18 protein-coding genes are annotated in these 23,140 nt (G+C 72.5%); 4 read left to right on the top strand and 14 right to left on the bottom strand.

The annotated features are described in order from the left end of the window. Window positions 1-97: 97 nt before the first annotated feature. The 6 genes from ACPZVR_RS10520 to ACPZVR_RS10495 are packed head-to-tail and all read right to left on the bottom strand — an operon-like array spanning window position 98 to window position 7,484. On the bottom strand, window positions 98-1,732 hold the full coding sequence (locus tag ACPZVR_RS10520) for a hypothetical protein (protein ID WP_436699527.1): 1,635 nt from the start codon (window positions 1,730-1,732) through the stop codon (window positions 98-100). Next, window positions 1,729-3,198 (bottom strand): PT domain-containing protein, encoded by a 1,470-nt coding sequence (locus tag ACPZVR_RS10515; RefSeq protein ID WP_436699526.1) that lies wholly within the window; start codon window positions 3,196-3,198, stop codon window positions 1,729-1,731. Before ACPZVR_RS10515 ends, ACPZVR_RS10520 begins: the two co-directional genes overlap by 4 nt. Then, window positions 3,195-4,427, bottom strand: coding sequence for a hypothetical protein (locus tag ACPZVR_RS10510; RefSeq protein ID WP_436699525.1), 1,233 nt, complete (start codon window positions 4,425-4,427; stop codon window positions 3,195-3,197). The genes ACPZVR_RS10515 and ACPZVR_RS10510 overlap by 4 nt, the downstream gene beginning before the upstream one ends. Then, entirely contained in the window at window positions 4,424-5,242 is an 819-nt protein-coding gene (locus ACPZVR_RS10505; protein ID WP_436699524.1) for a heme ABC transporter ATP-binding protein, read from the bottom strand. Before ACPZVR_RS10505 ends, ACPZVR_RS10510 begins: the two co-directional genes overlap by 4 nt. After that, window positions 5,239-6,360 (bottom strand): FecCD family ABC transporter permease, encoded by a 1,122-nt coding sequence (locus ACPZVR_RS10500; RefSeq protein WP_436699523.1) that lies wholly within the window; start codon window positions 6,358-6,360, stop codon window positions 5,239-5,241. Before ACPZVR_RS10500 ends, ACPZVR_RS10505 begins: the two co-directional genes overlap by 4 nt. Beyond that, the gene (locus ACPZVR_RS10495) at window positions 6,357-7,484 is read right to left on the bottom strand and encodes a heme/hemin ABC transporter substrate-binding protein (RefSeq protein ID WP_436699522.1); all 1,128 of its coding nucleotides are present in this window, start codon (window positions 7,482-7,484) and stop codon (window positions 6,357-6,359) included. The genes ACPZVR_RS10500 and ACPZVR_RS10495 overlap by 4 nt, the downstream gene beginning before the upstream one ends. A gap of 402 nt (window positions 7,485-7,886) precedes the next feature. Between ACPZVR_RS10495 and ACPZVR_RS10490 the strand changes: the two genes are divergently transcribed. Both ACPZVR_RS10490 and ACPZVR_RS10485 read left to right on the top strand, forming a co-directional pair. Continuing rightward, a complete protein-coding gene (locus ACPZVR_RS10490; protein ID WP_436699521.1) occupies window positions 7,887-8,408 on the top strand; it encodes a hypothetical protein in 522 nt (173 codons plus the stop codon). Window positions 8,409-8,488: 80 nt separating this feature from the next. Continuing rightward, window positions 8,489-12,151 (top strand): HtaA domain-containing protein, encoded by a 3,663-nt coding sequence (locus ACPZVR_RS10485; RefSeq protein WP_436699520.1) that lies wholly within the window; start codon window positions 8,489-8,491, stop codon window positions 12,149-12,151. On the opposite strand, the gene ACPZVR_RS10480 is transcribed toward ACPZVR_RS10485, so the two are convergent. Beyond that, window positions 12,129-13,088 (bottom strand): helix-turn-helix transcriptional regulator, encoded by a 960-nt coding sequence (locus ACPZVR_RS10480; protein WP_436699519.1) that lies wholly within the window; start codon window positions 13,086-13,088, stop codon window positions 12,129-12,131. The genes ACPZVR_RS10485 and ACPZVR_RS10480 overlap by 23 nt on opposite strands. A 63-nt stretch (window positions 13,089-13,151) precedes the next feature. Between ACPZVR_RS10480 and ACPZVR_RS10475 the strand changes: the two genes are divergently transcribed. Continuing rightward, the gene (locus tag ACPZVR_RS10475; protein ID WP_436699518.1) at window positions 13,152-14,171 is read left to right on the top strand and encodes an ABC transporter ATP-binding protein; all 1,020 of its coding nucleotides are present in this window, start codon (window positions 13,152-13,154) and stop codon (window positions 14,169-14,171) included. Continuing rightward, window positions 14,168-14,995 (top strand): ABC transporter permease, encoded by an 828-nt coding sequence (locus ACPZVR_RS10470; protein WP_436699517.1) that lies wholly within the window; start codon window positions 14,168-14,170, stop codon window positions 14,993-14,995. Before ACPZVR_RS10475 ends, ACPZVR_RS10470 begins: the two co-directional genes overlap by 4 nt. Window positions 14,996-15,014: 19 nt before the next feature. On the opposite strand, the gene ACPZVR_RS10465 is transcribed toward ACPZVR_RS10470, so the two are convergent. The 7 genes from ACPZVR_RS10465 to ACPZVR_RS10435 all read right to left on the bottom strand — a co-directional run bounded on the left by ACPZVR_RS10465 (window position 15,015) and on the right by ACPZVR_RS10435 (window position 23,108). Next, a complete protein-coding gene (locus ACPZVR_RS10465) occupies window positions 15,015-15,590 on the bottom strand; it encodes a Uma2 family endonuclease (RefSeq protein WP_436699516.1) in 576 nt (191 codons plus the stop codon). Window positions 15,591-15,671: 81 nt separating this feature from the next. Further along, window positions 15,672-16,646, bottom strand: a complete 975-nt coding sequence (locus ACPZVR_RS10460; protein WP_436699515.1) for a DUF2332 domain-containing protein — start codon at window positions 16,644-16,646, stop codon at window positions 15,672-15,674. Between the two features lie 17 nt (window positions 16,647-16,663). After that, window positions 16,664-17,503 (bottom strand): purine-nucleoside phosphorylase, encoded by an 840-nt coding sequence (locus ACPZVR_RS10455; protein ID WP_436699546.1) that lies wholly within the window; start codon window positions 17,501-17,503, stop codon window positions 16,664-16,666. Window positions 17,504-17,513: 10 nt separating this feature from the next. Then, entirely contained in the window at window positions 17,514-19,034 is a 1,521-nt protein-coding gene (locus ACPZVR_RS10450; RefSeq protein WP_436699514.1) for a YncE family protein, read from the bottom strand. A gap of 68 nt (window positions 19,035-19,102) precedes the next feature. Further along, window positions 19,103-19,555: a gamma-glutamylcyclotransferase family protein gene (locus tag ACPZVR_RS10445; protein ID WP_436699513.1), complete on the bottom strand. Its 453-nt coding sequence runs from the start codon at window positions 19,553-19,555 to the stop codon at window positions 19,103-19,105. A 64-nt stretch (window positions 19,556-19,619) separates the two neighbouring features. After that, window positions 19,620-20,453 (bottom strand): mycofactocin-coupled SDR family oxidoreductase, encoded by an 834-nt coding sequence (locus ACPZVR_RS10440; RefSeq protein ID WP_436699512.1) that lies wholly within the window; start codon window positions 20,451-20,453, stop codon window positions 19,620-19,622. Between the two features lie 54 nt (window positions 20,454-20,507). After that, the gene (locus ACPZVR_RS10435) at window positions 20,508-23,108 is read right to left on the bottom strand and encodes an acetoacetate--CoA ligase (RefSeq protein ID WP_436699511.1); all 2,601 of its coding nucleotides are present in this window, start codon (window positions 23,106-23,108) and stop codon (window positions 20,508-20,510) included. Window positions 23,109-23,140: the final 32 nt, after the last annotated feature.

Genomic DNA, 23,140 nt, shown 5'->3' with positions numbered 1-23,140 from the left:
AGTCGATCCTAGAGGCGAAAAAGGGCCGGCCGGCGAACGGGGAGCGGGGGTGTGCCCGCCGCGTGGCGGACACACCCCCGGACGTGTCGGCGGCGGGCTACTTCGTGCCCTTGACCTTCACCTTCGTCACCGACGAGCCACCGGGGTAGGTGACCGTGACCTTGTAGGTGCCCTTCGCGAGCTTGGGCAGGGCCACCGTGGTGGTGCCCGAGGCGTCGATCGACACCGGGATGGTCCTGAGGGCCTTCTTCTTGGCCTTCTTGGTCTTCGGCTTCGGCTTGGTCTGCTTGACCACCACCGTCACCTGCTGGCCGGCGAGGCCGGTCGAGGTGATCGTCACCGAGCCCTTCTTGCCCTTGGCATTGGGCTTCTTCGCCAGGGCGACGGTCGCCGACGGGGTCGGCTTCGGCTCAGGCTTGGGCTCGGGCTTCGCGGTGAAGGTGATCGGCGTGTAGGTCTCGTAGAGAGCCTGCGTCGCACCGCCGGCGGCGTAGGTGTAGATGCCGTACCTCGTCAGGTCGGCGGCGGTGGCCTTGGCGTCGATCGCGGCCTTGTCGACGGTGACGGTCGCGGTGAAGCTCCCGTCCGCCTCGAGCTCGACGGCTCCGGCGTTCGGGCCGCCGATGGTGTTCATGTCCTCGGCGAGAACGGCCCACTTCTGGCTGCTGTTCACCCGCGTCGCGGACGAGGCTCCCGCGGACGGTCGCCACGCCTCCGCGAACTTGCCGAAGACGATGTACGTGCCGGCGGGCTTGCCGTTCAGCGGCGGACGCGTCCCCGTCGCGAGCGCGGGGTCGAAGCCGGACCCGGTGACGGTGACCTGGTGCGTGCCCTCGGCGGCGAGGGTCGTCTGGGAGACGCTGACCTGTGCCTGCTCCGGCTCGGGCTCCGACACGCCGAGGTCGACGTCGACCGGAAGGGCCGGCTTGAGGTCCTGGTTGCCACCGCAGCCCGTCGAGTAGAAGTGCGCTCGCACGCTCGACGGGAGTGCGTTCACGAAGGTGCTTGGCCACGCACCCCACCAACCGGTCGCCCCACCGGCCGTGGTGCAGGACCGGTTCTGCTGGAGTTCGGCCGACGGGACTGTGACTTCGACGCCCTGGTAGTCGGGGGTGGCCCGGAACGTGCCGAGGCCCGTCTCGTCGACCGCTCCGTCGCTGAACGTCATCAGGGTGAGCCGGCCGAAATCCTGGGCCGGCGTCGGGTTGCCCTCCATGTCCTGACCCGCTCCGAGAGCGAACTTCATGGTGAGCTCGCCTGATCCCTCGGCGTCGAGGGTCAGCTCCGGGTCGGAGTAGATCTCGTTGGGTGCGTTGTACACAGGCGGATAGGCGTTCACTGTGTAGGAGCCGGTCCAGGCCAGGTCGACTTCGCCCGTCTGCGGGTCGGCTGTGCCGGTGCCTGCGGTGAACTTCACCGCGTTCGGAGTCTTCTGCGGGTCGGACACCGGCATCGACGTCGCCGGAACGGGAGCCACGACGTACTCGGTCTGGCTGCCGCCGGAGACCGAGCCTGCGAGCTGGGTGACGTTGCCGGTCAGGTCCTTGAAGCTCCAGGGCGCAAAGATGCCCTTCTGGGCGTAGCCGTTGAGCCCCCACGTGAACGAGGCGTCGTCGACGCTCACCTCCTCTGCGTGCGCCGAGGGTGCGGTGGCAACGCCGAGGACGGACAGTCCGGTGGCGGTGAGGGCAGCGGCGGCGATGCCGGCGATGCCCCTACGTGCGCTCTTCATCGGGTTCCTTTCAGGATTCTCATCAGGGGTGCGGACAGGGTGATCCCGACGGCTCCGAGCAGCAGGAGGGATCCGAGAGCCCACTCCCAGGCGCGACCGGAGGAGTCCGGGCGCTCGGCCGAGGTGGGGGCGGAGGTGAGGGCGTAGGCCACGGGGGGCTCGTAGCGGGGCGGGTTCGCGGCTCCGGCCGCCGGCGGTCCGGCAGCCGCCGCGAAGACCTGGTCGGGCAGGACGGGACCGACGGGCTGGGCGACCGGGACGGACGGTCCCGGCGGCTGCGCTGCCGGCGGCTTCTTGCCGGCCTTGTTCTTCGGCTGCTTGTCGGCCGCGACCGGGGCCACGACGGGCTTGTCCGGCTGGATCGCGGTCTTCGCGTCCCAGCTGATCACAACGGGCTTGGGGACCTTGTAGGCGTCGCTGGCGCCGCCGGAGGAGTACCAGTAGGCGCCGGAGCCCGCCTTCTCGACGAAGGCGAGGAACGACGCGGGGAATGCCCCCCAGAAGGCGCCGGTGCGCACCTGCTGCGAGCCGTCGGACGGGGTGTGCGCGACCTGGAGATAGCGCGGAGTCGCGGTGAAGCCCTGGGCCGCCGACAGCTGCGACGTGCCCACGCCGTCGAGCTCGGCCAAGGTGACGTCGGTGGGGGGCACCGGCACCCACTTGCTCTGATCCTCCATCGAGCTCGCGAAGCCGCTGGCCGTGGCGGTGATCCTCGCCTCGCCGGGCTTCACGTCGAGCACAGGGTTGCTGATGCTGAAGAAGGTCATCCCCGAGTAGAAGAAGACGGTGAAGGAGCCCTGCCAGGTGATCCTCGCCGTCCCGGCGGCGGGATCGACCTTCCCGGTCCCGCCGCTGATCACGACCTGGTGGTTGCTGAACAGTCCCCCGGTCGGGGACGCCAAGGGCGTCGCGTCGTCGGCAGCCGTCTTCAGGCCGGCGAGGTTCGCGAGCCGCGCGCCGGACGTGGTGACCTTCTCGATCCGCGTCGCACCGCTCGTCGCGTTCCACGCGGTGGCACCGTTGGGCCAGGCACCGGTGCTCAGGTTGATCGTCTGGCCACCGCTGCCCGGGTCGGGCGCGACACCCGCCGAGAGGAAGTTGAAGGTGCCCGGGGCGAAGGCGCGGTTGTTGCTCTCGTCGTTCACGCCCCACCGGAAGACCGCGTCGGAGACCGAGAAGGCGCCGTCGTCCGGCGGCGTCGTGGGGCCGGTCGGCTGCTCCGTCGGCTCGGTCGGCTGCTCGGTCGGCTGGTCGGTCGGCTGGTCGGTCGGCTGGTCGGTCGGCTGGTCGGTCGGCTGGTCGGTCGGCTCGCTCTGCTCCTCGGTCGGCGGAGTGGTCGAGGCGCTCTCGGCGGCGGGGACGACGCCCGTGCCGTCGCCGTCGGCCGCGGTCGCCGCGGACAGCAGGGTGCCGGCGCCGAGCACGGCGCAGCACACGGCCAGCAGGACCGCGACGACGCGCCTCATGCCGCCGCTCCCGCCGGAGCGGAGGGACCGGACGGGCCGGCGGGGCCCGACGAGTGGCGGCGGCGCAGGAGCAGCAGCCGAAGCACCAGCCCCAGGAGGGCCAGCACGAACAGGCAGCCGGCGACGACGAGGAAGACCCGGGCCGGGCTCGTCCCCTCGTCGTCGGACGAGGCGGCGGCGTCCTTCGGCGTTGCCGCGGCGTCGGCCGGGCGGACCGCGAACCGCTCCGTGGCCTGACCGCCGGTGGCGGCGCCGGTGAGGCGCAGCTCGTGGGTGCCCGGCGTCAGCTCGGCGGGCAACGGCAGGATGCCGGCCACCTCGCCCGACGGTCCGGCGATCATGGGCCCGATGCCGGCGACGCCGTCGTCGAGCACCCCGAGCACCTGCTCGCCGGGCCGGAAGCCGGTCGCGGTGAAGGCCAGGGTGTTGCCGACCTTGGCGGTCAGCCGGTCGGTCGTCAGCTTCGGCGGTCCCGAAGCGGCAGGTACGGCGGCGCCCGGTGCTGCCGCGGCGTCCGGTGCTGCCGCGGCGTCCGGGACGCCCTGCCCGGTGCTCGGCGTGGTCGCCCCGGTCTCGGGCGCGGTGGCGCCCGCCCCGGCGCCGGCCTGGTCCTGGCCGTCGGCCGGCGCGGCGTCGTACACGCTGGCGAAGCGGACGGGCGTGAAGGTCTCGTTGGCGGGGTTCTTCACGCCGTGGGCGCCGACGGTGATCACCCCGCAGGTGACCTTCGTGCAGTCGACGGTGGCGACCTTGCCGTTGCGGTCGACGCTCTGGAAGGTCGGTCCGGGCACGGTCAGGGTGACCTTGAAGGAGCCGTTCTTGCCCAGCACCGCGTTGGCCTCGCCGGACGTCGAGCTGCCGGGGAAGGCGATGAACTTGAGGTAGCCCTGGTTGTCGGCGGCGTTCTCGCTGTCGGGGATGTAGCGGTAGTCCGAGCCGGTCACGCCGCCCTTCGACGGCTTCCACGAGCCGCCGCGCGGGTCCTTGACCCAGCCGAACATCAGGTAGACGCCGCCGAATCCGCCCTCGACGACCTGGAAGCCCGAGCCGCTGATGGTCAGCTCGGTGCGGTACTTCGTGTCGGCGGCCGCGGTGCCGCGGTCGTTGGTCACCGTGACCCGCGCGGCCGCGGCGGCGGAGGTCGTCGTGGCGCTGGTCAGGGCGGCGACGAGACTGGTCGCCAGCAGGGCCAGGACGACGAGGCGACGGGTGAGCGGATGCGGGTTCATGCGGTCTCCTCCCGGGACATGAGCGAGCGCCGGTCGGGAAGCACCAGCAGGTCACCCGTGCCGGGGTGGGTGAGGACGTCGATCGGGTGGTCGTAGACGAGGCTCAGCAGGGGAGCGGTGAACACCTCGCGGGGGGCACCCTCGGCGGTGACGCGGCCGTGATGGAGCAGGGCGACGCGGTCGGACCAGGCGGCGGCGAGGCTGAGGTCGTGGAGCACCACGACCACGGCGGCACCGGCGGCCGCCTGGTCGCGCGCGTGGGCCAGGACGGTCTCCTGGTGCCCGATGTCGAGGGCGGCCGTGGGCTCGTCGAGGAGCAGGACGCCGGTGCGCTGGGCGAGGACGCGGGCGAAGGAGGTGCGCCCCTTCTCGCCGCCGGACAGGATCCCGAACGGCTGTCCGGCGAGGTGGTCGATGTCGGCGGTGGCCATCGACTCGGCCACGACCCGCTCGTCCTCGTCCTCCTCGGGACAGCCGCGCCACGGCGCGCGTCCCATCCGGACGACGTCGACGGCCGGGAACGGGAAGGAGATCCGGTGCTCCTGGGTGAGCACCGCCCGGCGGCGCGACATCTCGCGCAGCTTCCACTCGGCGAGGGGACGTCCCTCGAGCGTCACCTCGCCCTGGTCGGGGTCGAGGTCGCCGGCGAGGACGGAGAGCAGCGTCGACTTGCCCGCGCCGTTGGGGCCGACGAGCGCCAGCACCTCGCGCCGGCGGACCTCGAGGTCGACGGCGTCGAGCACGGGACGCCGACCGAAGCTCAGGGTGACGCCGGCGGCGGTGAGCGCGGCGCCGCCGGTGATGGGGTGGCTCATGCCCAGCCTCCCGCGGTACGACGGGTGCGGCGCAGCAGCCAGAAGAAGAACGGCCCACCGACGAGCGAGGTCAGCATCCCGAGCGGGAGGTCGGTGTAGGCCACGAAGGTCCGTGCCACGGTGTCGGCGCAGATCAGGACCAGGGCGCCGGCGAGGAAGGAGGCGACGAGCAGGACCCGGTGCCCCGGACCGGTCACCATGCGGACCAGGTGCGGCACGATCAGGCCCACGAACGCGACGATGCCGCAGAAGCTGACGGCGGCCGCGGTCAGCAGCGCCACCACGACGATGAGCACGATGCGCAGTCGCTCGACGTTGACGCCCAGGTGGCGTGCCGAGCGCTCGCCGAGGGCGAGCAGGTCGAGGCTGCGGGCGCAGGCGAGGGCGACGGCGACCCCGATCACGGCCAGCGGGGCGACCACGACGACGTACGACCACCGACTGCCGTTGAGGCTGCCGAGCTGCCAGAAGACGATCGACTCCCGGGCCTGGGTGTCGCCGACGAACATGAGGAGGGCGAGGAGCGCTCCGGCGACCGCGTTGACCGCGATGCCGGTGAGGACGAGCGTGACGACCTCCGTGCGCCCGTCGGAGCGGGACAGCGCGTAGACGAGCAGTGTCGTGACCAGGCCGCCGACGAACGCGCAGACCGGGATCGACCAGTCGCCCGCGAAGCGCAGGCTGAAGACGATCGCGACCGCCGCGGCCACGGCGGCGCCGGAGGACACGCCGACGACGCTCGGCTCGGCGAGCGGATTGCCGAAGACGCCCTGCATGGCGGCGCCGGCCACGGCCAGGGAGCCGCCGACGATCACGGCCATGGCGATCCGGGAGAAGCGGACGTTCCACAGGGTGTACTCGCCGCGGGGGTGACTCGGCAGCGGGCCCACGTCGAGCCCGAGGCGGTGGGCGATCGAGCCGAGGATCTCGTTGACGGGGATGGACAGCTGCCCGGACCCGCCGGCGACGAGGGCGGCGACGACGAGGGCGATGCCGAGGCCGGCGTACAGCAGCACGACCCGCCGGCGGCGGCGCCGGTCGACGGCGGCCGTGGCGGTCGCGGAGCCCGTGCTCGCGGGCTCGGAGCGCACGGCCGGACCGGGAACGGTCGCCGTCACAGCCGGTCCTCGGCCGGCAGGCTGTCGGGTGCGTAGAACGCCACCGCGAGCGCGTTGAGGACGTCGGCGGTGCGCGGACCGAAGCTCAGGATCTGCGCGTCGTCCATGGCGATGACGCGCTCGTTCTCACCGGCCGGGGTCTGCGCGAGGGCGGGGAACTGCTCGAGCAGGCCGTCGACGCCGCCGACGGACTCCAGGCCCTTGCTCATCATCACGACCACGTCGGGCTGGGCCTTGATGAGGCCCTCGTCGTTGACCGGCTTCATGCCGTCCCAGCCGATCTCGCTGCTGACGTCGTAGCCGCCCACGGCCGAGACGAGGGCGTCCGCGCCGGAGCCCTTGCCGAACATGTAGTAGACGTTGGCCTGGCCGCGGACGTAGAGGAAGATCGTGCGCAGCTGGCCGGTCACGTCCCGCGGGGCCACCTCGGCGATCTGGGCCCGGACGGCGTCGGCCTCCTGGGCGATCCGGGCGCCCAGCTGCTTGCCCTGCTCCGGCACGCCGAGCGCGTCGGCCACCTCCTGGGTGAGCGAGGCGAGGTTCTCGAAGTCCCGGTCGCCGTCGACGACGACGACGGGGATGCCGGCGTCCCGGACCTGGAGCACGACGTTCCACGGGCCGAGCGAGGTGTCGGTGATGAGGACGCTCGGGTTCAGCTCGAGGATCGCCTCGGCGTTGAGCTCGTGGCCGTTCTGGGTGACCAGGGGCCGGTCGTCGATCTCGGGGTACGACGACGACACGTCGCGGCCCACGATGTTGTCGCCGAGGCCGAGCTCGAACACGGTCTGCGACAGGGTGCCGTAGATGTCGAGGGCGAGGATCCGGCTGGCGTCGGTCACGGTCACCTCGGTGCCCTGGGCGTCGGTCACGGTGGCCGGCAGCTGCGGGGTCGGGTCGGCGTCGACGGGCCGGATCTTCGGATCGGGGAGGTTGATGTCCACCGCACCCTGCCAGCTGCGGGGGTCGTCGAGCGTGCTCACGTCGGCGATCGAGGGAACGGTCGTGCCGGGCTGTTCCTCGCCGTGGCCCGCCTTGCCGTCGATGACCGCCCCGCAGGCCGTCAGTGTCAGCGTCGCGGCGGCGACGGCGAGCATGCGGAACGGGTGGGACGTGCGGGTGACCATGAACGTGCTCTTTGCTGTCAGAGTGTCAACATCTCGGGCGATCCGACCCTAACACACAGCTTAGGCTCACCTAATCAACGACGGAATCACCCGCTACTGCGGGGGTTTTCGGGCGCGTCGAAGCGCCGAGAGGTTCTGACGAATTGTCAACGACCTTCTTGACGAGGTCGGGCAATTCGGTAAGGCTTACCTTATCTCGAACCAGTGAGGGTGCGCCAGTCGGCCCCGCGTTCGGGACGAGGCCGTGCGGCGGGACCGCCGCGTGGGTGGACCGGGGCGCCGAACTTTCGCAGGGAACAGCGCCCCGGCCGGCCCCACGGCCTCTCCACGGTCGCGCGCGGCGCGACCGGACGAAGGGAATCGGCCACAGGGCTGGTTCCGATCCTAGTGAGGAGAAGAACGATGAACCCGAACCTCCATGCCCGGCGCGTGAGGCGATCGCTCACGGCCGTCGGCTCGAGCCTCGCGGCGCTGCTGCTCGTCGGCGCGACCGCGGGTGCGGCGCACGCCGCGCCCGCGCTGTCCCTCTCGGACACCACGATCGACATCTCGGACGACATCCCGAACGGGACGATCTCCGTCACGGGCACCGACTTCGGCGCCTACGACGAGGCGGACCTCTACGTCGGTGTCTGCACCGTCCGGAACATCGGGCTCTACAACATCCCGGCCTGCGGCTGGTTCGAGCGGGGCGCCGACGGTGAGGTCACCGTCGACGGCTCCGGGAACCTCGCGGCCACGCTGGAGCTGACCGAGCACCCGATCGTCAACTCCCACGCCGGCATCCCGCTCAGTGGCCAGCCGGCGACGATCAACTGCCTCACCGAGCAGACCAGCCACCAGGGCTGCCGGGTCGTGGTCGTCGACCATTCGGGCTTCACGTCGAGCTTCGTGGCGAACGCCGCGGTGACGTTCCAGGCCTGATCCCCTCGCCGCGCCGGGGTCGCCCACGCGACCCCGGCGCGGTGCCGTCGTCCTCTCTCGGGCCACCAGAAGGCAGCACCATGAACCGCACCACCCGGCGTGCCCACGCGCCCCTGTCCGCTTCCGTCGTCCTGGCGCTGCTCGGCGCCCTGCTCGCCGTCGCTCCACCCGCGCCGGTGCGCGCAGCGCCCGTCCGCGCGTCGGCCGCGCCCGTGGCGATCACCGAAGGCTCCGTCACCTGGGGCATCAAGGAGTCCTGGCGTCGCTACATCGGCGCGGGCAGCGAGGCCGCCGACGGCGCGACCGTGACCAGCTGGGTCGACAACATCGCGCAGGGCTTCACCTTCCCGGTCCAGTCCGGGAGCTTCGACGAGGCCACCCGTACGACGACCCTCGACCTGGCCGGTTCGGTCCACTTCACGGCCTGGTACGGCTACGACGAGCCGGGCAAGTACGCCCTCGACACCAAGTTCTCCGACCTGAGCCTGGTGATCGGCCCGGACGTGCAGGAGATCCGCGGCACCCATACCGGCTACCTGCGCGACGACCCGGGCGGCGACCTGCACGAGGATGTCGACGTCGTCCTCGCGCGGCTCGACGTCGCCGAGGCGACCACCGACTTCACCGGCGGCACGGCGTCGTGGAGCGACCTGCCCGCCGTCGCCGGTCCCGGCTTCTCGCTGTACACCGAGGGCACGCCCCTCGACCGGGTCGCCATCGACTACACCGGCCCGGGCGGCGTACCGGACCTCGGCGAGCACTTCGACCGCCCCGGCCTGCCGGTGCTCCGTGCGGGGGCGGAGTGGCTCTCGCGCACCAATGAGCGCTCGTCGCAAGGCGGTGCCCAGGCCCTGGAGGTCTCGGCCGGCAACGACGTCGTCTTCACGATCAACATCTCCCACAGCAACGCGAGGACCGTCTTCGTCACGGCTCACGACCCGGTGACCCTCGAGCAGGTCGGCGAGGAGTTCACCTTCCAGCCGGGCGCCCGGACGGCGAGCGCCAAAGCGCGCCTGGTCCACGGCTTCGACCCGGAGACCGACACGATCTTCTACCAGACCTTCCGCGGCGGACCCGAGTCCCGCGACACCACCGTCCACGCGGCGACGTGGGACCCCGGGGCGGGCCGGTTCACGACCACGGTCGTCGGGGACCTCGAGCCCCGTCCGGTCGGCGGCAGCGTCGACCTGGCCACCGGCCCGATGGTGTGGAACGCGGTCGCGGGCGAGCTCCTGGTGTCCCAGGCGATGCCCTATCCGGCCGCCGACGAGCTCGAGCCCGACAACCTGTTCCGGTTCCGCCGCGACGGCGCCGGCTGGTCGCGATCGGTCACACCGTTCCGCTACCCCGACGGCGGCGCCTTCGCCGGCATCACCGGCACCTCGTCCGCGCTCAGCGACACCGCGTTGCTGCCGGCCCGGAACGTCGGCGTCCTTCCCGACGGCAGCTACCTGGTGGCGACGGGCGCGACGTCCTACAGTCGGCCCCAGGGCGTGGGTCACTGGCCCGCGCTGCGGTTGAGCTTCGACGAGGGCGGAGCGGCGGTCGTGGAGACCGTCGAGGGCACCCTGACCGAGCCCTTCCCGGAGGAGCTCGGTGGCGCCTACTACGGATTCACCGACGTCAGCCCGGGCCCCGACGGCTCACTCGTCCTGCACGGGCCCGGCCAGACCCTCGAGGCCTACGCGATCGTGCGGCTCGAGGACGGGGCGGCGGTCGCCGGCGAGATCGCGATCGGCGAGGACATCCTGCCGCCGTACGGCTTCTCGTTGCTCGGCACCTCGATGGCCTATGACGGCCGGACCGGCCGGCACTGGGCCTGGGACCCGAACAACCCGGACGCCCGGCCGCTGGCGCTCGTCGCGGACGGCGAGGTCGTGGCGACGTACGAGGTGAAGGACTACGCGTCCTTCGGGTACTTCGACAATGCCTACCTGCGGGTCGCCGAGGGTGAGGCGGTGTACGTCCCGGTCAACGACCAGGTGAGCGGCAAGTTCGGCTGGCGGCGGTACGACGACCTGGGCCTCGCGCCGACGATCGAGACCCAACCCGAGGACGTCGCCGTCGACCTCGCACCCGGTGAGGCGACCGAGCGCGTCTCCTTCGCCGCGGAGATCGGGACCGGCGGCGACGCCGCTCTCCAGTGGCAGGCCCGCGGGCCGGGCGAGAGCCGGTTCGCCGACGTCGTGGGTGCGACCGGGCCGACCCTCACCGTGGCGGCCCGTCCGGCCGATGACGGGCGCACCTACCGGCTCGTGGTGACCAACGACGCCGGCCGGGTCGTCTCCGACGAGGCGCGGCTCGACGTGCGCTACGCTCCGCGGATCTCCGCCGACCTCCGCGACGTCACGGTCGCCGAGGGTACCGACGCCTCCTTCCTCGTCGCGGCCACGGCGAGCCCGGAGCAGACGGTCACCTGGCAGCGCCGCATCGGCGGCTACTGGCAGCCGATCGCCGCCGACGACGACAACGTCGTCGTCGAAACCGTCGACGGCACCAGCTCCTTGCGGGTGCTCGCGACGAACGTCGACCAGTCGGGCAGCCTGTTCCGCGCGCGCCTGGCCAACGACGTCGGCGCCGTCCACACCCGGGCGGCGACCCTGCGCGTCGACCCGAGGGTGAGCGTCCCCGACGACGGGCTGTCCCTCGACGGCGTCGTGCTGGAGTGGGCGGGCAGTGAGGAGCTGCAGGCCGCGCCGCCGTTCGGCGGGTCCAACTACCTCTCCGCCGGCGTCTCCGACGGCGACGAGGCGACCTACCGGGCCACCGACGGCGACGTCGCAGTCGTGCATCGCACCACCGACGGCGCGGAGGTCCCGGCGACCTGGGCCACGCGGGCCGCGCCGGTCGCCGGCGACGTGGACCAGCTGGTCCGGCTGTCCGGCGGGCGAGCCGACCTGGCGGCCGACGGCTCGGCGACGGTGCGCTGGGACGGCACGTGGAGCGTCAACTTCTACGGCGGCCTGGTGCCGTTCTGGCTCTCCGACCCCGAGCTCACCGTCGCCGCGGACGGCACCGGCGTGCTCACCGCCGACCTCGACGGCTATGGCTCGAGCAAGGAGCAGCCCGACCAGCGTCATCCGCTCGACGAGACGCCCGACGTCACGATCGCGACGTTCGGCGACGTCGAGATCGATCCGCAGGGTGTCGTCGTGGTCGAGTCCGAGTACGCCGGCGTCGAGGCGCTCCTGCCGGCCGGGGCGACCCCGCAGGATCGGACGTCGCCCGGCTGGGGAGCCTGGCCCCAGGGCTTCGTCGACTTCCACCTGCAGACCGGGCTGTCGTCGTACTGGTACTCCTCGGGTGGGGCGGCGGACGGCAAGAAGACGCCCCGGCCGTTCACGGTCGACCTCACCGGAGCCGAGCCCGTCGAGGGCGGCGGCCCGACGCCGCCCACCGACAGCGGCCCGGCCGCGAAGGTGACGCCGGGCGTGGACCTGGCGCTCCCCAGGAAGGTGCGGATCGGCAGGAAGGCCGTGGCGAGGGTGACCGTCACGCTGCCGAGCGGCGTGGCGTCGTACTCCGGCCAGGTCGTGGTCCGGGCCGGGGGCAGGGTGCTCGGGGTCGAGCGGGTCACGGTCGCGTCGGGCGGGACGGTGTCGGTCAGGCTCGGCAAGCGGGTGGTGCGTCGCCTCGGCCCCGGCCGACACTTCCTGACCGCCGCGGTCCGACCGTCGGCGACCAGCGTGGCCGCCACGAGCGACGTGGTCGTGCTGAAGGTCAGGGAGAAGCGGCGGCGCTAGCGAAGCGGCCGGCGAGCCGGTCGAGCAGCTGCCTGAGCTCGGCCGGCCCCTCCACCTCGAAGTCGCGGTCGAGGTTGGCCAGCACGAGCACCGGCCAGTCCAGGCTGTCGGTGTTCATCGTCATCCGGCAGGCGTGCTCCCCGCGGGCCTCGATGTCGCCCCAGCGGCCGATCACGCCGGCGACCTCCTCGGCGGGCGCCTCGACCAGGATGCTCACGTGGTGGCGCTGCGGCCGCTCGCGCAGGCCGCGACTGACGTAGCGGGCGGCGTCCCCGCCGGGGATCTCGCGGGGCCGGAACCGCTGTCCGGTCGTGGCCGGTACGCCGGCGACCCGGTCGACCCGGAACGAGCGCCAGTCCTGCCGCTCGCGGTCGTGGGCGACGAGATACCAGCGCCGGCCCAGGTTCACCAGCCGGTGCGGCTCGACCCGGCGCGTCGTGCTCGTCCCGTCGTAGGCGGTGTAGGCGAAGGTGACCACCTCGTCGTCGCGGCACGCCTGCGCGAGCGTGGTGAGCACGGTGGGGTCGAGGACCGGGCCACCGGCCCACGGCAGCCCCTCCGTCTGGGTCTGGAGCGCCCCCATGCGGCGGCGCAACCGCGGCGGCATCAGCGCGATCACCTTCGTCAGCGCCTGCAGGGTCGTGTCCTCGAAGCCGGGTACGCCGCCGTTCGCGGCCGCCCGCAGGCCCACGGCCACGGCCACCGCCTCGTCGTCGTCGAGCAGCAACGGCGCCATCGCCCCGCCCGCCCGGAGCTGGTAGCCGCCCGCGGCGCCGCGGACCGCGTCGACGTCGTACCCGAGCTCGCGGAGGCGCTCGACGTCGCGGCGCAGGGTGCGCTCGCTGACCTCGAGTCGCCCCGCGAGCTCGCCGCCGCTCCAGAACCGGTGGGTCTGGAGGAGCGAGAGGAGGCGCAGCATCCGGGCACTGGTGCTCATGGCGTCCAGATTAGGTCCGAATCAGGACAGAAACTGACCGGAATGCTCCCTAGCGTGGTCGTCATGGAGACGAACACGACCCACCGAGGCGGTGGTCCGGTGATCCGCACCGTCGGACTCACCCGCCACTTCACGCGCAACAAGCAGACGATCGAGGCCGTCCGCGGGCTCGACCTGGAGGTGGCGGCCGGCGAGCTGGTCGCCTTCCTCGGCCCCAACGGCGCCGGCAAGTCCACGACCCTGCGGATGCTCACCACCCTGATCGCGCCGACCTCCGGCACGGCGCAGGTGGCCGGCCACGACGTGGTCCGCGACCGTGCCGCCGTCCGTCGCTCGATCGGGTACGTCGGTCAGGGCAATGCCGCCGGCCACCAGTTCCGGGGCCGCGACGAGATCCTGTGCCAGGCCCGGGCGCACCGCCTGTCCCGTCGCGACGCGCGGGCCCGCACCGAGGAGCTGCTCGAGGCCTTCGACCTGACCGAGCACGCCGACCGGCCCGTCGCCCAGCTGTCCGGCGGGCAGCGGCGCCGGCTCGACGTGGCGATCGGGCTGGTGCAGGAGCCGCCGATCCTCTTCCTCGACGAGCCCTCGACCGGGCTGGACCCGCAGAACCGGGTCAACCTGCAGGAGCAGGTCCGCCGGCTCAATGTCGAGCTCGGCACCACCATCGTGCTGACCACCCACTACCTCGAGGAGGCCGACGCGCTGGCCGGCCGGGTGATCGTGATCGACCACGGCGAGGTCATCGCCGACGACAGCGCACCGGCGCTCAAGTCGGCGCTCGGCGACCTGGTCGCGATGGACTTCGGCTCCGCCGAGGACGCGCGTGCCGCGGCCGGGCGCGCGGACCGCATCGACGGCGCCCAGGTCACCGTCACCGGGGCGCACGTCGAGGTGCGGGCCGCGTTCGGCCGCGCCGCGGCTCCGGCGCTGGTCGCCGACCTCGCGGTCGCCGGTACGCCGGTCAGCCGCATCGAGGTGGTCGGACCGACCCTCGACGACGTCTTCCTCAACCTGACCGGGCGCAGCCTGCGCGAGACCTCCACCTCCCCGTCCCGACCCACCGAAGGAGCGGCAGCATGACCATCGAGATCGCCACCGACACCGACGGGGCGGTCGCGCCCACGACCGCGCCGCGGCGTACCCGCGTCGTGTCCCGGCCGGTCGGCGTCGTCGCCGACATCGGGAACGTGCTCCTGCGCGAGCTGCAGCCGGTGCTGCGCCAGCCCGCGTCGGTGCTCTTCGCCATGGTGCAGCCGCTGGTGTTCCTCGGCCTCTTCGCGCCGCTGCTCCCCGACACCGGCACCGGCTCCGCGTTGCAGTGGTTCGTGCCGGGCATCGTGTCGATGACCGCCCTGATGAGCGCGTCGTTCACCGGCGCCAACCTGTCGGAGGAGATCATCAGCGGCTCCTTCGAGCGACTGCTCGTCTCGCCCGTGCGGCGCTCGTCGCTGCTGATCGGCAAGGCCCTGCGCGAGATGGTGCCGCTGGCGCTGCAGACGCTCATCATCGTCGCGGTCGTGACGCCGTTCGGCTTCGACCTGCACCTCGACGGCGTCGTCGTGGGCGTGCTCCTGCTCGTCCCGTTCAGTGTCGGCCTCGGCGCGCTCAGCCTCGCCCTCGCCGTCGCGGCGAAGGAGCAGGCCTGGGTGTTCTGGACCGTCCAGCAGACCGTGATCTTCCCGCTCCTGCTGCTCGCGGGCGTGCTGCTGCCCCTCGACGGCGCCCCCGGCTGGCTGCGGGCCGCCGCCGACCTGAACCCGCTCAGCTACATCGTCGACGCCGAGCGCGCGCTCTTCGCCGGGTCCTTCCCGGTCGACACCGTGCTCTCCGGCCTGGTCGCGTCGCTGGTGGTCGGCGCGCTCGGGCTGGGGGTCGGCGTGCGGCGGATGAACCGTGCCAGCTGACCGCTGGGTGAGCGGCCGATCAGAGGTCGAGCAGGTCGACCGGCGTGATCGTCACCGCGAACGGCTCCGTGGCCGTCCAGGACTCCTGGGCGGCCACGCGGGCCGTCTCGACGTAGTGGCCGTCCTGCAGCGACCAGATCGTGAGCGTGGGCTCCTTCGGCTCGATGGTCCAGTAGCTCGGACAGCCGGCCGCCGCGAGGATCTCCTTCTTGGGACCGAGGTCGTAGCTCTTGGTCGAGGGCGAGTGGACCTCGACCGCGAGCAGGGGTGGCACGTGGATGCCGGACTCGGTGAGGTCGGAGCGTCGGGTCACGAGCACGTCGGGCTCCAGCACTGACCGATCGCCGAGGCGCACGTCGATCGGTGCGCCGAAGACCTTCAGGTCGCGCGGCGCCGCCGCCCGGAGAAGGACGAACAGCTCGCCGACGATGCCCTGGTGTCGCGGGCGCGGCGCCGGCGACATCAGCAGCATCCCGTCGAGGAGCTCATGCCGGTAGCCGTCGTCGGGGATCGCGTCCCGCTCCGCGACCGTGAACGGTCCCTCGCGCACGATCACGTCGCCGAGCTCGGTCGTCGGCGGGCGGACGAGTGTCATGGCTCCCATGGTGCCTCCTTGCCTCCATGCGGACCAGGGTGCAGGAGACCTACGACGGACGCGGACGCTCATCCACAGGGCTCAGCCGACCCACCGCAGCGCCCGTCCGTGACCGTGCGTCTGCGCCACCATCCGCCCGTCGATCCCGAGCACGAAGGTGGGGTGCTCCTCGGGGATCGGCGGCCCGGTGGCGGTGACGGACGGCAGCACCTGCTTGCCCTCGTTGCTCACCCAGTGACACCGGCCGGTGCCGACGAGGCCGCGGACGAGCGTGTCGAACTCGGCCCGGCGCGGCGGCGGGAGATAGGCGATGACGGCACTGTGGAAGACCACGACGGTGCCGTACGACGACGCCCGCTCGACCATGCCCGGCAGCTCCGCGATCAGGTCGCCGCGCACCAGCGTCGGCGGCTCGACGCGGGCGACCTCGATCGCGCGGACCAGCCGGTCCCGGCGCTCGTCCTGCTCGGGCCAGACCAGGGTCTGCAGCCAGTCGGTGTCGTCGGGGTCGGCGACGTCGAGGGGGTGGAGGTCGATGCCGCCGCGCCAGGAGATGTCGGGCAGCCGGGCCGGGAGCGGAGCGGGGCCCCTCACCCGGCAGGGCAGCCGCGGCTCGTCGCCCAGCAGGACCGGCCCGTCGTCCGTCGACCACGCGTAGCCCCAGCGGTCGGGATAGAGGCACAACCCGGCCGAGGCGCCGACCTCCAGCAGGGCCAGCGGCCCGTCGAACCGGGCGAACGCCGGCACGAGGGTCGCGAGCCGGCCCACCTCGTTGGTCTGCGTGGCCCGAGCCAGGATCGTGGCGCGGAGCGGACCGGGGTCGCCGAGGAGCGCGGCCCGCAGGGCGTCGTACGGGCCCGGGGCGGGCACGCCGTGGTGCCGGGCCGCGGCGAACACCAGGTTCGGCTGCTGCTTGAGCTCCGGCAGCGTCCGGATCCAGGCGAGCACCTCGTCGTCCTCGGCCACGGCGGCCGCCCAGTCGGCGAAGGTGGGGGAGTCCGCCGCCTCCACGGCGAACCGGCGGTAGGACTCCGCGACCTCGGCGTACGGCTCCACGAGGGGCGGTCCCGACCTCAGATGCGCGGCACGATGTCGCCGAGCAGGGCGCCCATCCGGGTCGCGGCCAGGCGGCCGGCCTCCAGCACCTCGGCGTGGTTGAGCGGCTCGCCGCTGAGCCCGGCGGCCAGGTTGGTGACCAGGCTGATGCCGAGGATCTCCATGCCCGCCTCACGGGCGGCGATGGCCTCGAGGGTGGTGCTCATGCCGACCAGGTGACCGCCGAGGATGCCGGCCATCCGCACCTCGGCCGGCGTCTCGTAGTGGGGCCCGGTGAACTGGACGTAGACGCCCTCGTCGAGGCTCGGCTCCACCTCGCGGCACAGCTCGCGCAGCCGCGAGGAGTAGAGGTCGGTGAGGTCGACGAAGTTCGCGCCGACGATCGGGGACTGGCCGGTCAGGTTGATGTGGTCGCTGATGAGCACCGGCGTCCCCGGCGTCCACGTCTCCTTCAGCCCGCCGCAGCCGTTGGTGAGCACGATCGCGCGGCACCCCGCCGCGGCAGCCGTGCGCACGCCGTGGACGACGGCGGCGACACCGCGGCCCTCGTAGTAGTGGGTGCGGCTGAGGAACACCAGCAGGTGCCGGTCGGGAGCGCCGTCCCGGCCGGGGATCCGGATCGAGCGGATCTTGCCCGCGTGGCCCTGCACGGCCGACGCCGCGAAGCCCGGGAGGGCGGTCACGTCGATCTCGGTGGTGTTCGCTCCGCCGGCGCCGTCGAGCGCGTCGGCCGCCGGCAGCCAGCCGGAGCCGAGCACGAGCGCGACGTCGTGCCGGGCGACCCCGGTGAGCTCGGCGAGACGGACGGCGGCCTCCTCGGCCAGGGCATACGGCGTGGGGGACTCGGTCACGCGCAGAGCCTACTCATCACCAGGCGGAGACGACCGACTCCGGGACGTAGCCGTGGCGCACCCGCTGCGGGTGGTTGCCGACGGGGAGATAGGCGAGCTCCTCGTGGGTCTCGGTCGACAGGACCGCGACGGCGTCGTCGTCGGACAGCGACACCCAGCAGGTCTCGTCGAGGCCCTCGGTCGTCCAGTACGGCTTGCCGTAGCCGTGGCCCGTCGTCGTCTCGTCGAAGTACGTCGCCTCGCCGGTCGCGGCGTCCACCAGTGCGGCGTAGTCGTCCATGGTCCCGGCCGCGCACAGGGTCTCGCCGTCGGCGCTGATCGACAGCCCGTGATGGGCGGAGTCGTTGACATAGGCCTCGCGGAGCATGCCGGGGACCCGGTTCTCCAGCCGGACGACGTCGACGACGGCGCCGGTGGCGGGCTCGGCGAGGCCGCCGAGCGTGTAGTCGCTGGTGCCGTTGAGGTCGGCAGCCTCGGTGTCGAAGACGACATAGCCGTGCAGGAAGGACACCTGGAGGTAGAGGAGGCGGCCGTCGGGGTGCACCGCGACCGGTCGCACCGCGCCGCTCATCCCGGGGTGACCGGCCTCGGCGAGCTCGTGTGCCAGGTCCCAGCGCTCGAGCACCTCGAAGTCGTCGGCGGCGACGTACTGCAGCCAGCGGTCGCCCTTGACGGCGGTCTCGAGCTCGGACCACGGGAGCCGGCCGAGCAGGCGGTCGAGGCCGAGGAGGTTGAGCCCGAGCCGGTGGAGGGGCAGCCCGAGGAGCTCGCCGTCGCGCGGGTCGAGGTCGTCGAGGGGCGTGTAGACGCGGCCGATGGAGGCGTGCAGGATCCGCTCGCCGTCCTCGGTGTAGTTGCTCTCGTGGGGCGTCTCGCCCGAGGGGAAGGTGCGCAGCCGGTCGCCGAGGCGGACGACCTGCCCGCCCGGGAGGGTCTCGTCGACCATGGAGTACTCGATCACCTGGCGCTGGGTGGAGTCGGAGACGAGCAGCCGGCGCCCGTCGTTGGAGATCTGCATGTGGTCGGTGCGGAAGCCGTCCATCTGCTGCTCGCGCACGATCGAGTCGGTCCGGCCGGCCGTCGCCTTCGCGATGTCGATCCACACGACGTCGGCGAAGCTGGGACGCGAGACGGCGAGGTACTTCCCGTCCATGGTCGTGAACATGTCGTCGACGTACTGGTTGTGGCCCTGGCCGGGACCGGCGTTGATCGCGAGGTAGAACACCGTCGCGACCGGGTCCTTGAAGATGTCGAGCGTCTCCTGGGTCTTGTCCGGGATCAGGTTGACGCCCCGCTTGAGCACCTCGAGCGAGCGGGCGTCGACGATGCTGGCTGTGCCGTCCCAGTTGTTGCCGACCCACATGACCGACCGCAGCCCCGGATCGGCGGGGCGGACCGCGACCGGCAGGTCGCGCGCGTCGTCCGGGGGCACCTCGCGCTCGGTGGCCCGGATGTCCCCGCAGGCGGCGAGGGCGGCGACGGCGATGCTGCCGAGGGTGGCGGAGAGGACGCGGGCGAGCCGGGCGGACGGGCGCATAACGTGACAACGGTTCAGGTTTGCTCGGGGTCACGCCTCCCCGTCTCGCCGGGTCGCGCCCGCGCGGCTCAGAGCCCCGTCGAGCGGCACGCGCGGTTGCGCAGCCCGGTGACGTAGTCCGCCGGCGCGTCCGCGGCCTCGGCGGCGTCGGCCAGCACGCCGAGGTACGACGCCGAGGGGAGTCCGCCCTCGTACGCGTCGAGCACGTAGGTCCAGGCGACGATCTCGCCGGCCATCGTGGAGATCCGCACCTTGGTGCGGCGGTACAGGCCGGAGTCGGCCGACTCCCACTGGTCGAGGTTCGGCTCGTCCTGCGGGCTCACGTCGTAGACCGCGACGAACACCGCACTCATCGGGTCCGGCGCGATGGTCGCGAGCGCGCCGTCCCAGCCGTGCTCCTCACCGCCGAACGTCAGCCGCCAGCCGGTCAGCCACCCGGTGGTCTGCAGCGGTGAGTGCGGACAGCGCGCGCCCATCCGCCGGGGGTCGAGGTTGGTGCCGTAGGCGGCGTACGACGTCACGGGGCTCAGGCTAGTGCGTGGCGCCGAGCGGAGTCGTCGCTGCCGCGTGGTGTCGGCCCCGGCGCTAGACCTTCGCGAGGATCCCCGCGTCGACCGGCAGCGCCACCCCGGTGATGTAGCGCGCCTCGTCGGAGGCGAGGAAGAGGACCGCGTTGGCGACGTCCCTCGACTCCACCCAGGGGACAGGCAGCGCGTTGGTCGCGGCGGACACCTCGACGATGTCGTCGCGCCCCGGTGCCTCCAGGTCGGGCCGGAACATCCGGAAGATCTCGTCGTTCATGATCATCGGCGTGTCGACCTGGGTCGGGTGCACGCTGTTGACGCGGATCCAGTGCGGCGCGAGCTCGTTCGCGAAGGTCCGCATCAGACCCGTCACGCCGTGCTTCGCCGCGACGTAGTGGGCGAGGTTCGGCGTGCCCTGGAGGCCGGCCGCGGAGCTGGTCAGCACGATCGAGCCACCCCGGCCGCCGGCGACGAGGTGGGGCACCGCTGCCTTGACGGTGTGCCACGTGCCGGTGAGGTTGATGTCGATCATCTCCTGCCAGGCGGCCTCGGAGATCTCGTGTCCGGGCGCGTAGCTCGCGATGCCGGCGTTGGCCACGACGACGTCGAGCCCGCCCAGCGCGTCGATGCCGGCCGCCAGCTCCCGGGCGAGCCGGTCGAAGTCGCGGACGTCGACCTGGGCCGCGTGGGCCCGACCGCCCGCGGCTCGCACCAGGGCACAGGTCTCCTCGAGGTCGTCCGGCGTCGCCATGGGGTAGCTCACCGAGGCGACCGGAGCGCAGATGTCGAAGGCGATGATCGACGCGCCCTCCTCGGCCAGCCGGACGGCGTGGGCGCGGCCCTGGCCGCGACCCGCGCCCGTGATGAGCGCGATCTTCTCAGCGACACGACCCATGGTCGTTCCTCCTGCGGGTGTCGGAGCGGGATGGGGGGATGGGGGAGCGCGGACTCAGCGGAGCCCGACGATCGCCTCGGCGATCGAGAGGTAGCGGTCGAGCAGCGGGTCGAAGCTCAGCGGCGCGTCGGGGCGGTACCACGTCGCCACCCCGGCGCACATCGACGCGATGGCGCGTCCGGCGTCGCCCGGATAGGGGGTGTGGAAGACACCGGCCCCGACGCCGCGCTCGATGATCTGGTCGAGCAGCGCCTGCAGCTCGTCGCGGCGGTCGAGGTACTTGCGCCGGTTGCCGGACTCGAGGCTGCGCAGCTCGCTGGTCGACACGATCGCGCCCTTGCGGCGGTAGACGTGGAACAGGAGCATGCTCGAGACCAGGGCGTCGAACTGCGCGCGCGGGTCGTCGTCGGCCTGCGCCACCGCGAAGCGGCTGCGCTCGACCAGCTCGTCGACGATGACCATCATCAGGTCGAACAGGATGTCCTGCTTCGACTTGTAGTGGTGGTAGATGCCCGGCACCGACAGGCCCGAGCGGTCGGCGAGCTGGCGGGTCGTCGTGCCGTGGTAGCCCTTCTCGGCGAACACGTCGAGCGCCGCGGCGAGGACCCGGGGCAGGTCCTGCTCGTGGTAGATCCGCCAGTCCTCGTAGGTGTCGGTCGGCAGCACCGTCGCGGCGGCGGAGTCGCCGTTGCGCTTGCGGGCGAAGTCGATGAGCCACTGGAGGGCATCGACGTCGTCGACGGCCCCCGTGCTCGTGACCCGCCGCGGCGACGTGCCCTGGAGCATGCGCTTGACCGGCACCTCCAGCCGCTTGCCGGTGCGGGTGCGGGGCAGCGCGGGGGCGACGATGATCTCGTCGGGGACGTGCCGCCGCGAGGTCCGGCCCGCGATCGTCTCCACGATGCGCGTGCGCAGCGCGGCGTCGTCCCGGCCCCCCTCGGTCACCACGAAGAGCGGCATCCAGTACCCGCCCTCCGCGAGCTCGACGCCGACGACGAGGCTGTCGAGCACCTCGGGCAGCGACTCCAGCGCCTCGTAGATCTCGGCACTGCCCAGGCGCACGCCGTTGCGGTTGAGCGTGGAGTCGGTGCGGCCGTGGATCATGATCGTGCCGCGGTCGGTGATCGTGATCGAGTCGCCGTGCCGCCACACCCCGGGGAAGACGTCGAAGTACGCGTCGCGGTACCGCTCGCCCTCGGGGTCGTCCCAGAAGGCGATCGGCATCGACGGCATGGGCTGGGTGATGACCATCTCGCCGGTCTCGCCCGCGGGCAGCCGGTTGCCCCGTTCGTCCCACACCTCGAGGGCGACGCCGAGCGCGGTGCCGCTGATCTCCCCGTCGTAGACCGGAAGGTTCGGGGCGCTGGCGACGAAGATGCCGACGATGTCGGTGCCGCCGCTCATCGAGCCGACCTGGAGGTCGGCCCGCACGTGGTCGCGCACCCACTGGTTGCTGCTGGCCGGCAGGACCGACCCGGTGACGCCGATCAGCTCGAGGCCCGACAGGTCCAGGTCACGGCCGGGCTCGATCCCCTCGCGGGCACAGGCCTGGAGGTAGCCCGGGCTGGTGCCGAACACGGTGACGCCGAGATCCTGCACGAGGCGCCACATCAGGCCGGTGTCGGGGTGGGTCGGGCTGCCGTCGAACAGCACGATCGTCGCGCCGTGGAGAAGGCCGCAGATCTGGGCGTTCCACATCATCCAGTTGGGCGTGGTGAACCAGAAGAAGACGTCGGCCTCGTCGACGCCCATGTGGAAGCCGGGGGAGACCAGCTGCTCGAGGAGCGCGCCGCCGTGCCCGTGCACGATGCCCTTGGGCCGCCCGGTGGTGCCGGAGGTGAACAGGACCCACAGCGGGTGGTCGAACGGCACGTCGACCGGGGCCGTGATCGGCTTGCTGAACCGCTGGAGCTGCTCCCAGGCGACGTCGCACGGCGTACTGTCGTCGCGCCGGACACCGCCGGTCTCGACCGAGACGACGAGGGCGTCGACGGGCAGCAGCACCCGCAGCTCCGCCACGGCCTCGCGGCGGTCCTGCTGCTCGCCCTTGAAGAGGTAGCCGGTGCCGGCGATGAACACCGTCGGGTCCAGCTGGCCGAGGCGGTCCATCGCGGCCGTCGGCGCGTAGTCCATCCCGGTCTGCGACCAGACCGCGCCCAGCGTCGCGGAGGCGAGGAAGGCCACGACGCCCTCGATGCAGTTGGGCAGGTAGGCCACGACCCGGTCGCCCTGCCCGACCCCGCGGTCCGCGAGCGCCCCGGCGACCGCGGCGACCTGATCGCGGAGCTGGCCGAAGGTGATCGACTCACGATGGCCGTCGTCGCGGACCAGGATGACGGCCTCCCGCTCGGCCGCCCCGTGCTTGAGCATCTCCCGCGCGAAGTTCAGCGTGGCGCCGTGGAACCAGCGGGCCCCCGGCATCTCGGTGGACGAGAGCACCTCCGTGGCCTCGGTGGCGAAGTCGACCCCGAAGTAGCGGGCGACCGCCTCCCAGAAGGGCGCGGGGTGCTCCGCCGACCAGGCCTGCAGCTCGCGGAAGTCACGCGGGTCGGCCAGGTCGACGATGCCCTCCGTGCCGAGCCAGCGAGCGAAGTCGACCACCCGCGAGCTGTCGATCTGGGCGTCTGTGGGCAGCCAGGCCGCCTCGACAGTCACGGTTGCGCATCCCCTCTCCATTGCCACATCTG

It is taken from the genome of Nocardioides segetis, from assembly GCF_051390595.1.
Lineage (GTDB): Bacteria > Actinomycetota > Actinomycetes > Propionibacteriales > Nocardioidaceae > Nocardioides.
The sequence above is the reverse complement of the archived record's forward strand: the minus strand, read 5'-3'. Positions and strand labels throughout refer to the sequence as shown.

What these genes read in the sequence shown, in the direction of transcription:
- ACPZVR_RS10495 (WP_436699522.1), bottom strand. Translation starts at nt 7,484, where the DNA reads ATGGTCACCCGCACGTCCCACCCGTTCCGCATGCTCGCCGTCGCCGCC.
- ACPZVR_RS10475 (WP_436699518.1), top strand. Translation starts at nt 13,152, where the DNA reads ATGGAGACGAACACGACCCACCGAGGCGGTGGTCCGGTGATCCGCACC.
- ACPZVR_RS10505 (WP_436699524.1), bottom strand. Translation starts at nt 5,242, where the DNA reads ATGAGCCACCCCATCACCGGCGGCGCCGCGCTCACCGCCGCCGGCGTC.
- ACPZVR_RS10510 (WP_436699525.1), bottom strand. Translation starts at nt 4,427, where the DNA reads ATGAACCCGCATCCGCTCACCCGTCGCCTCGTCGTCCTGGCCCTGCTG.
- ACPZVR_RS10440 (WP_436699512.1), bottom strand. Translation starts at nt 20,453, where the DNA reads ATGGGTCGTGTCGCTGAGAAGATCGCGCTCATCACGGGCGCGGGTCGC.
- ACPZVR_RS10450 (WP_436699514.1), bottom strand. Translation starts at nt 19,034, where the DNA reads ATGCGCCCGTCCGCCCGGCTCGCCCGCGTCCTCTCCGCCACCCTCGGC.
- ACPZVR_RS10520 (WP_436699527.1), bottom strand. Translation starts at nt 1,732, where the DNA reads ATGAAGAGCGCACGTAGGGGCATCGCCGGCATCGCCGCCGCTGCCCTC.
- ACPZVR_RS10490 (WP_436699521.1), top strand. Translation starts at nt 7,887, where the DNA reads ATGAACCCGAACCTCCATGCCCGGCGCGTGAGGCGATCGCTCACGGCC.
- ACPZVR_RS10480 (WP_436699519.1), bottom strand. Translation starts at nt 13,088, where the DNA reads ATGAGCACCAGTGCCCGGATGCTGCGCCTCCTCTCGCTCCTCCAGACC.
- ACPZVR_RS10485 (WP_436699520.1), top strand. Translation starts at nt 8,489, where the DNA reads ATGAACCGCACCACCCGGCGTGCCCACGCGCCCCTGTCCGCTTCCGTC.
- ACPZVR_RS10470 (WP_436699517.1), top strand. Translation starts at nt 14,168, where the DNA reads ATGACCATCGAGATCGCCACCGACACCGACGGGGCGGTCGCGCCCACG.
- ACPZVR_RS10515 (WP_436699526.1), bottom strand. Translation starts at nt 3,198, where the DNA reads ATGAGGCGCGTCGTCGCGGTCCTGCTGGCCGTGTGCTGCGCCGTGCTC.
- ACPZVR_RS10465 (WP_436699516.1), bottom strand. Translation starts at nt 15,590, where the DNA reads ATGACACTCGTCCGCCCGCCGACGACCGAGCTCGGCGACGTGATCGTG.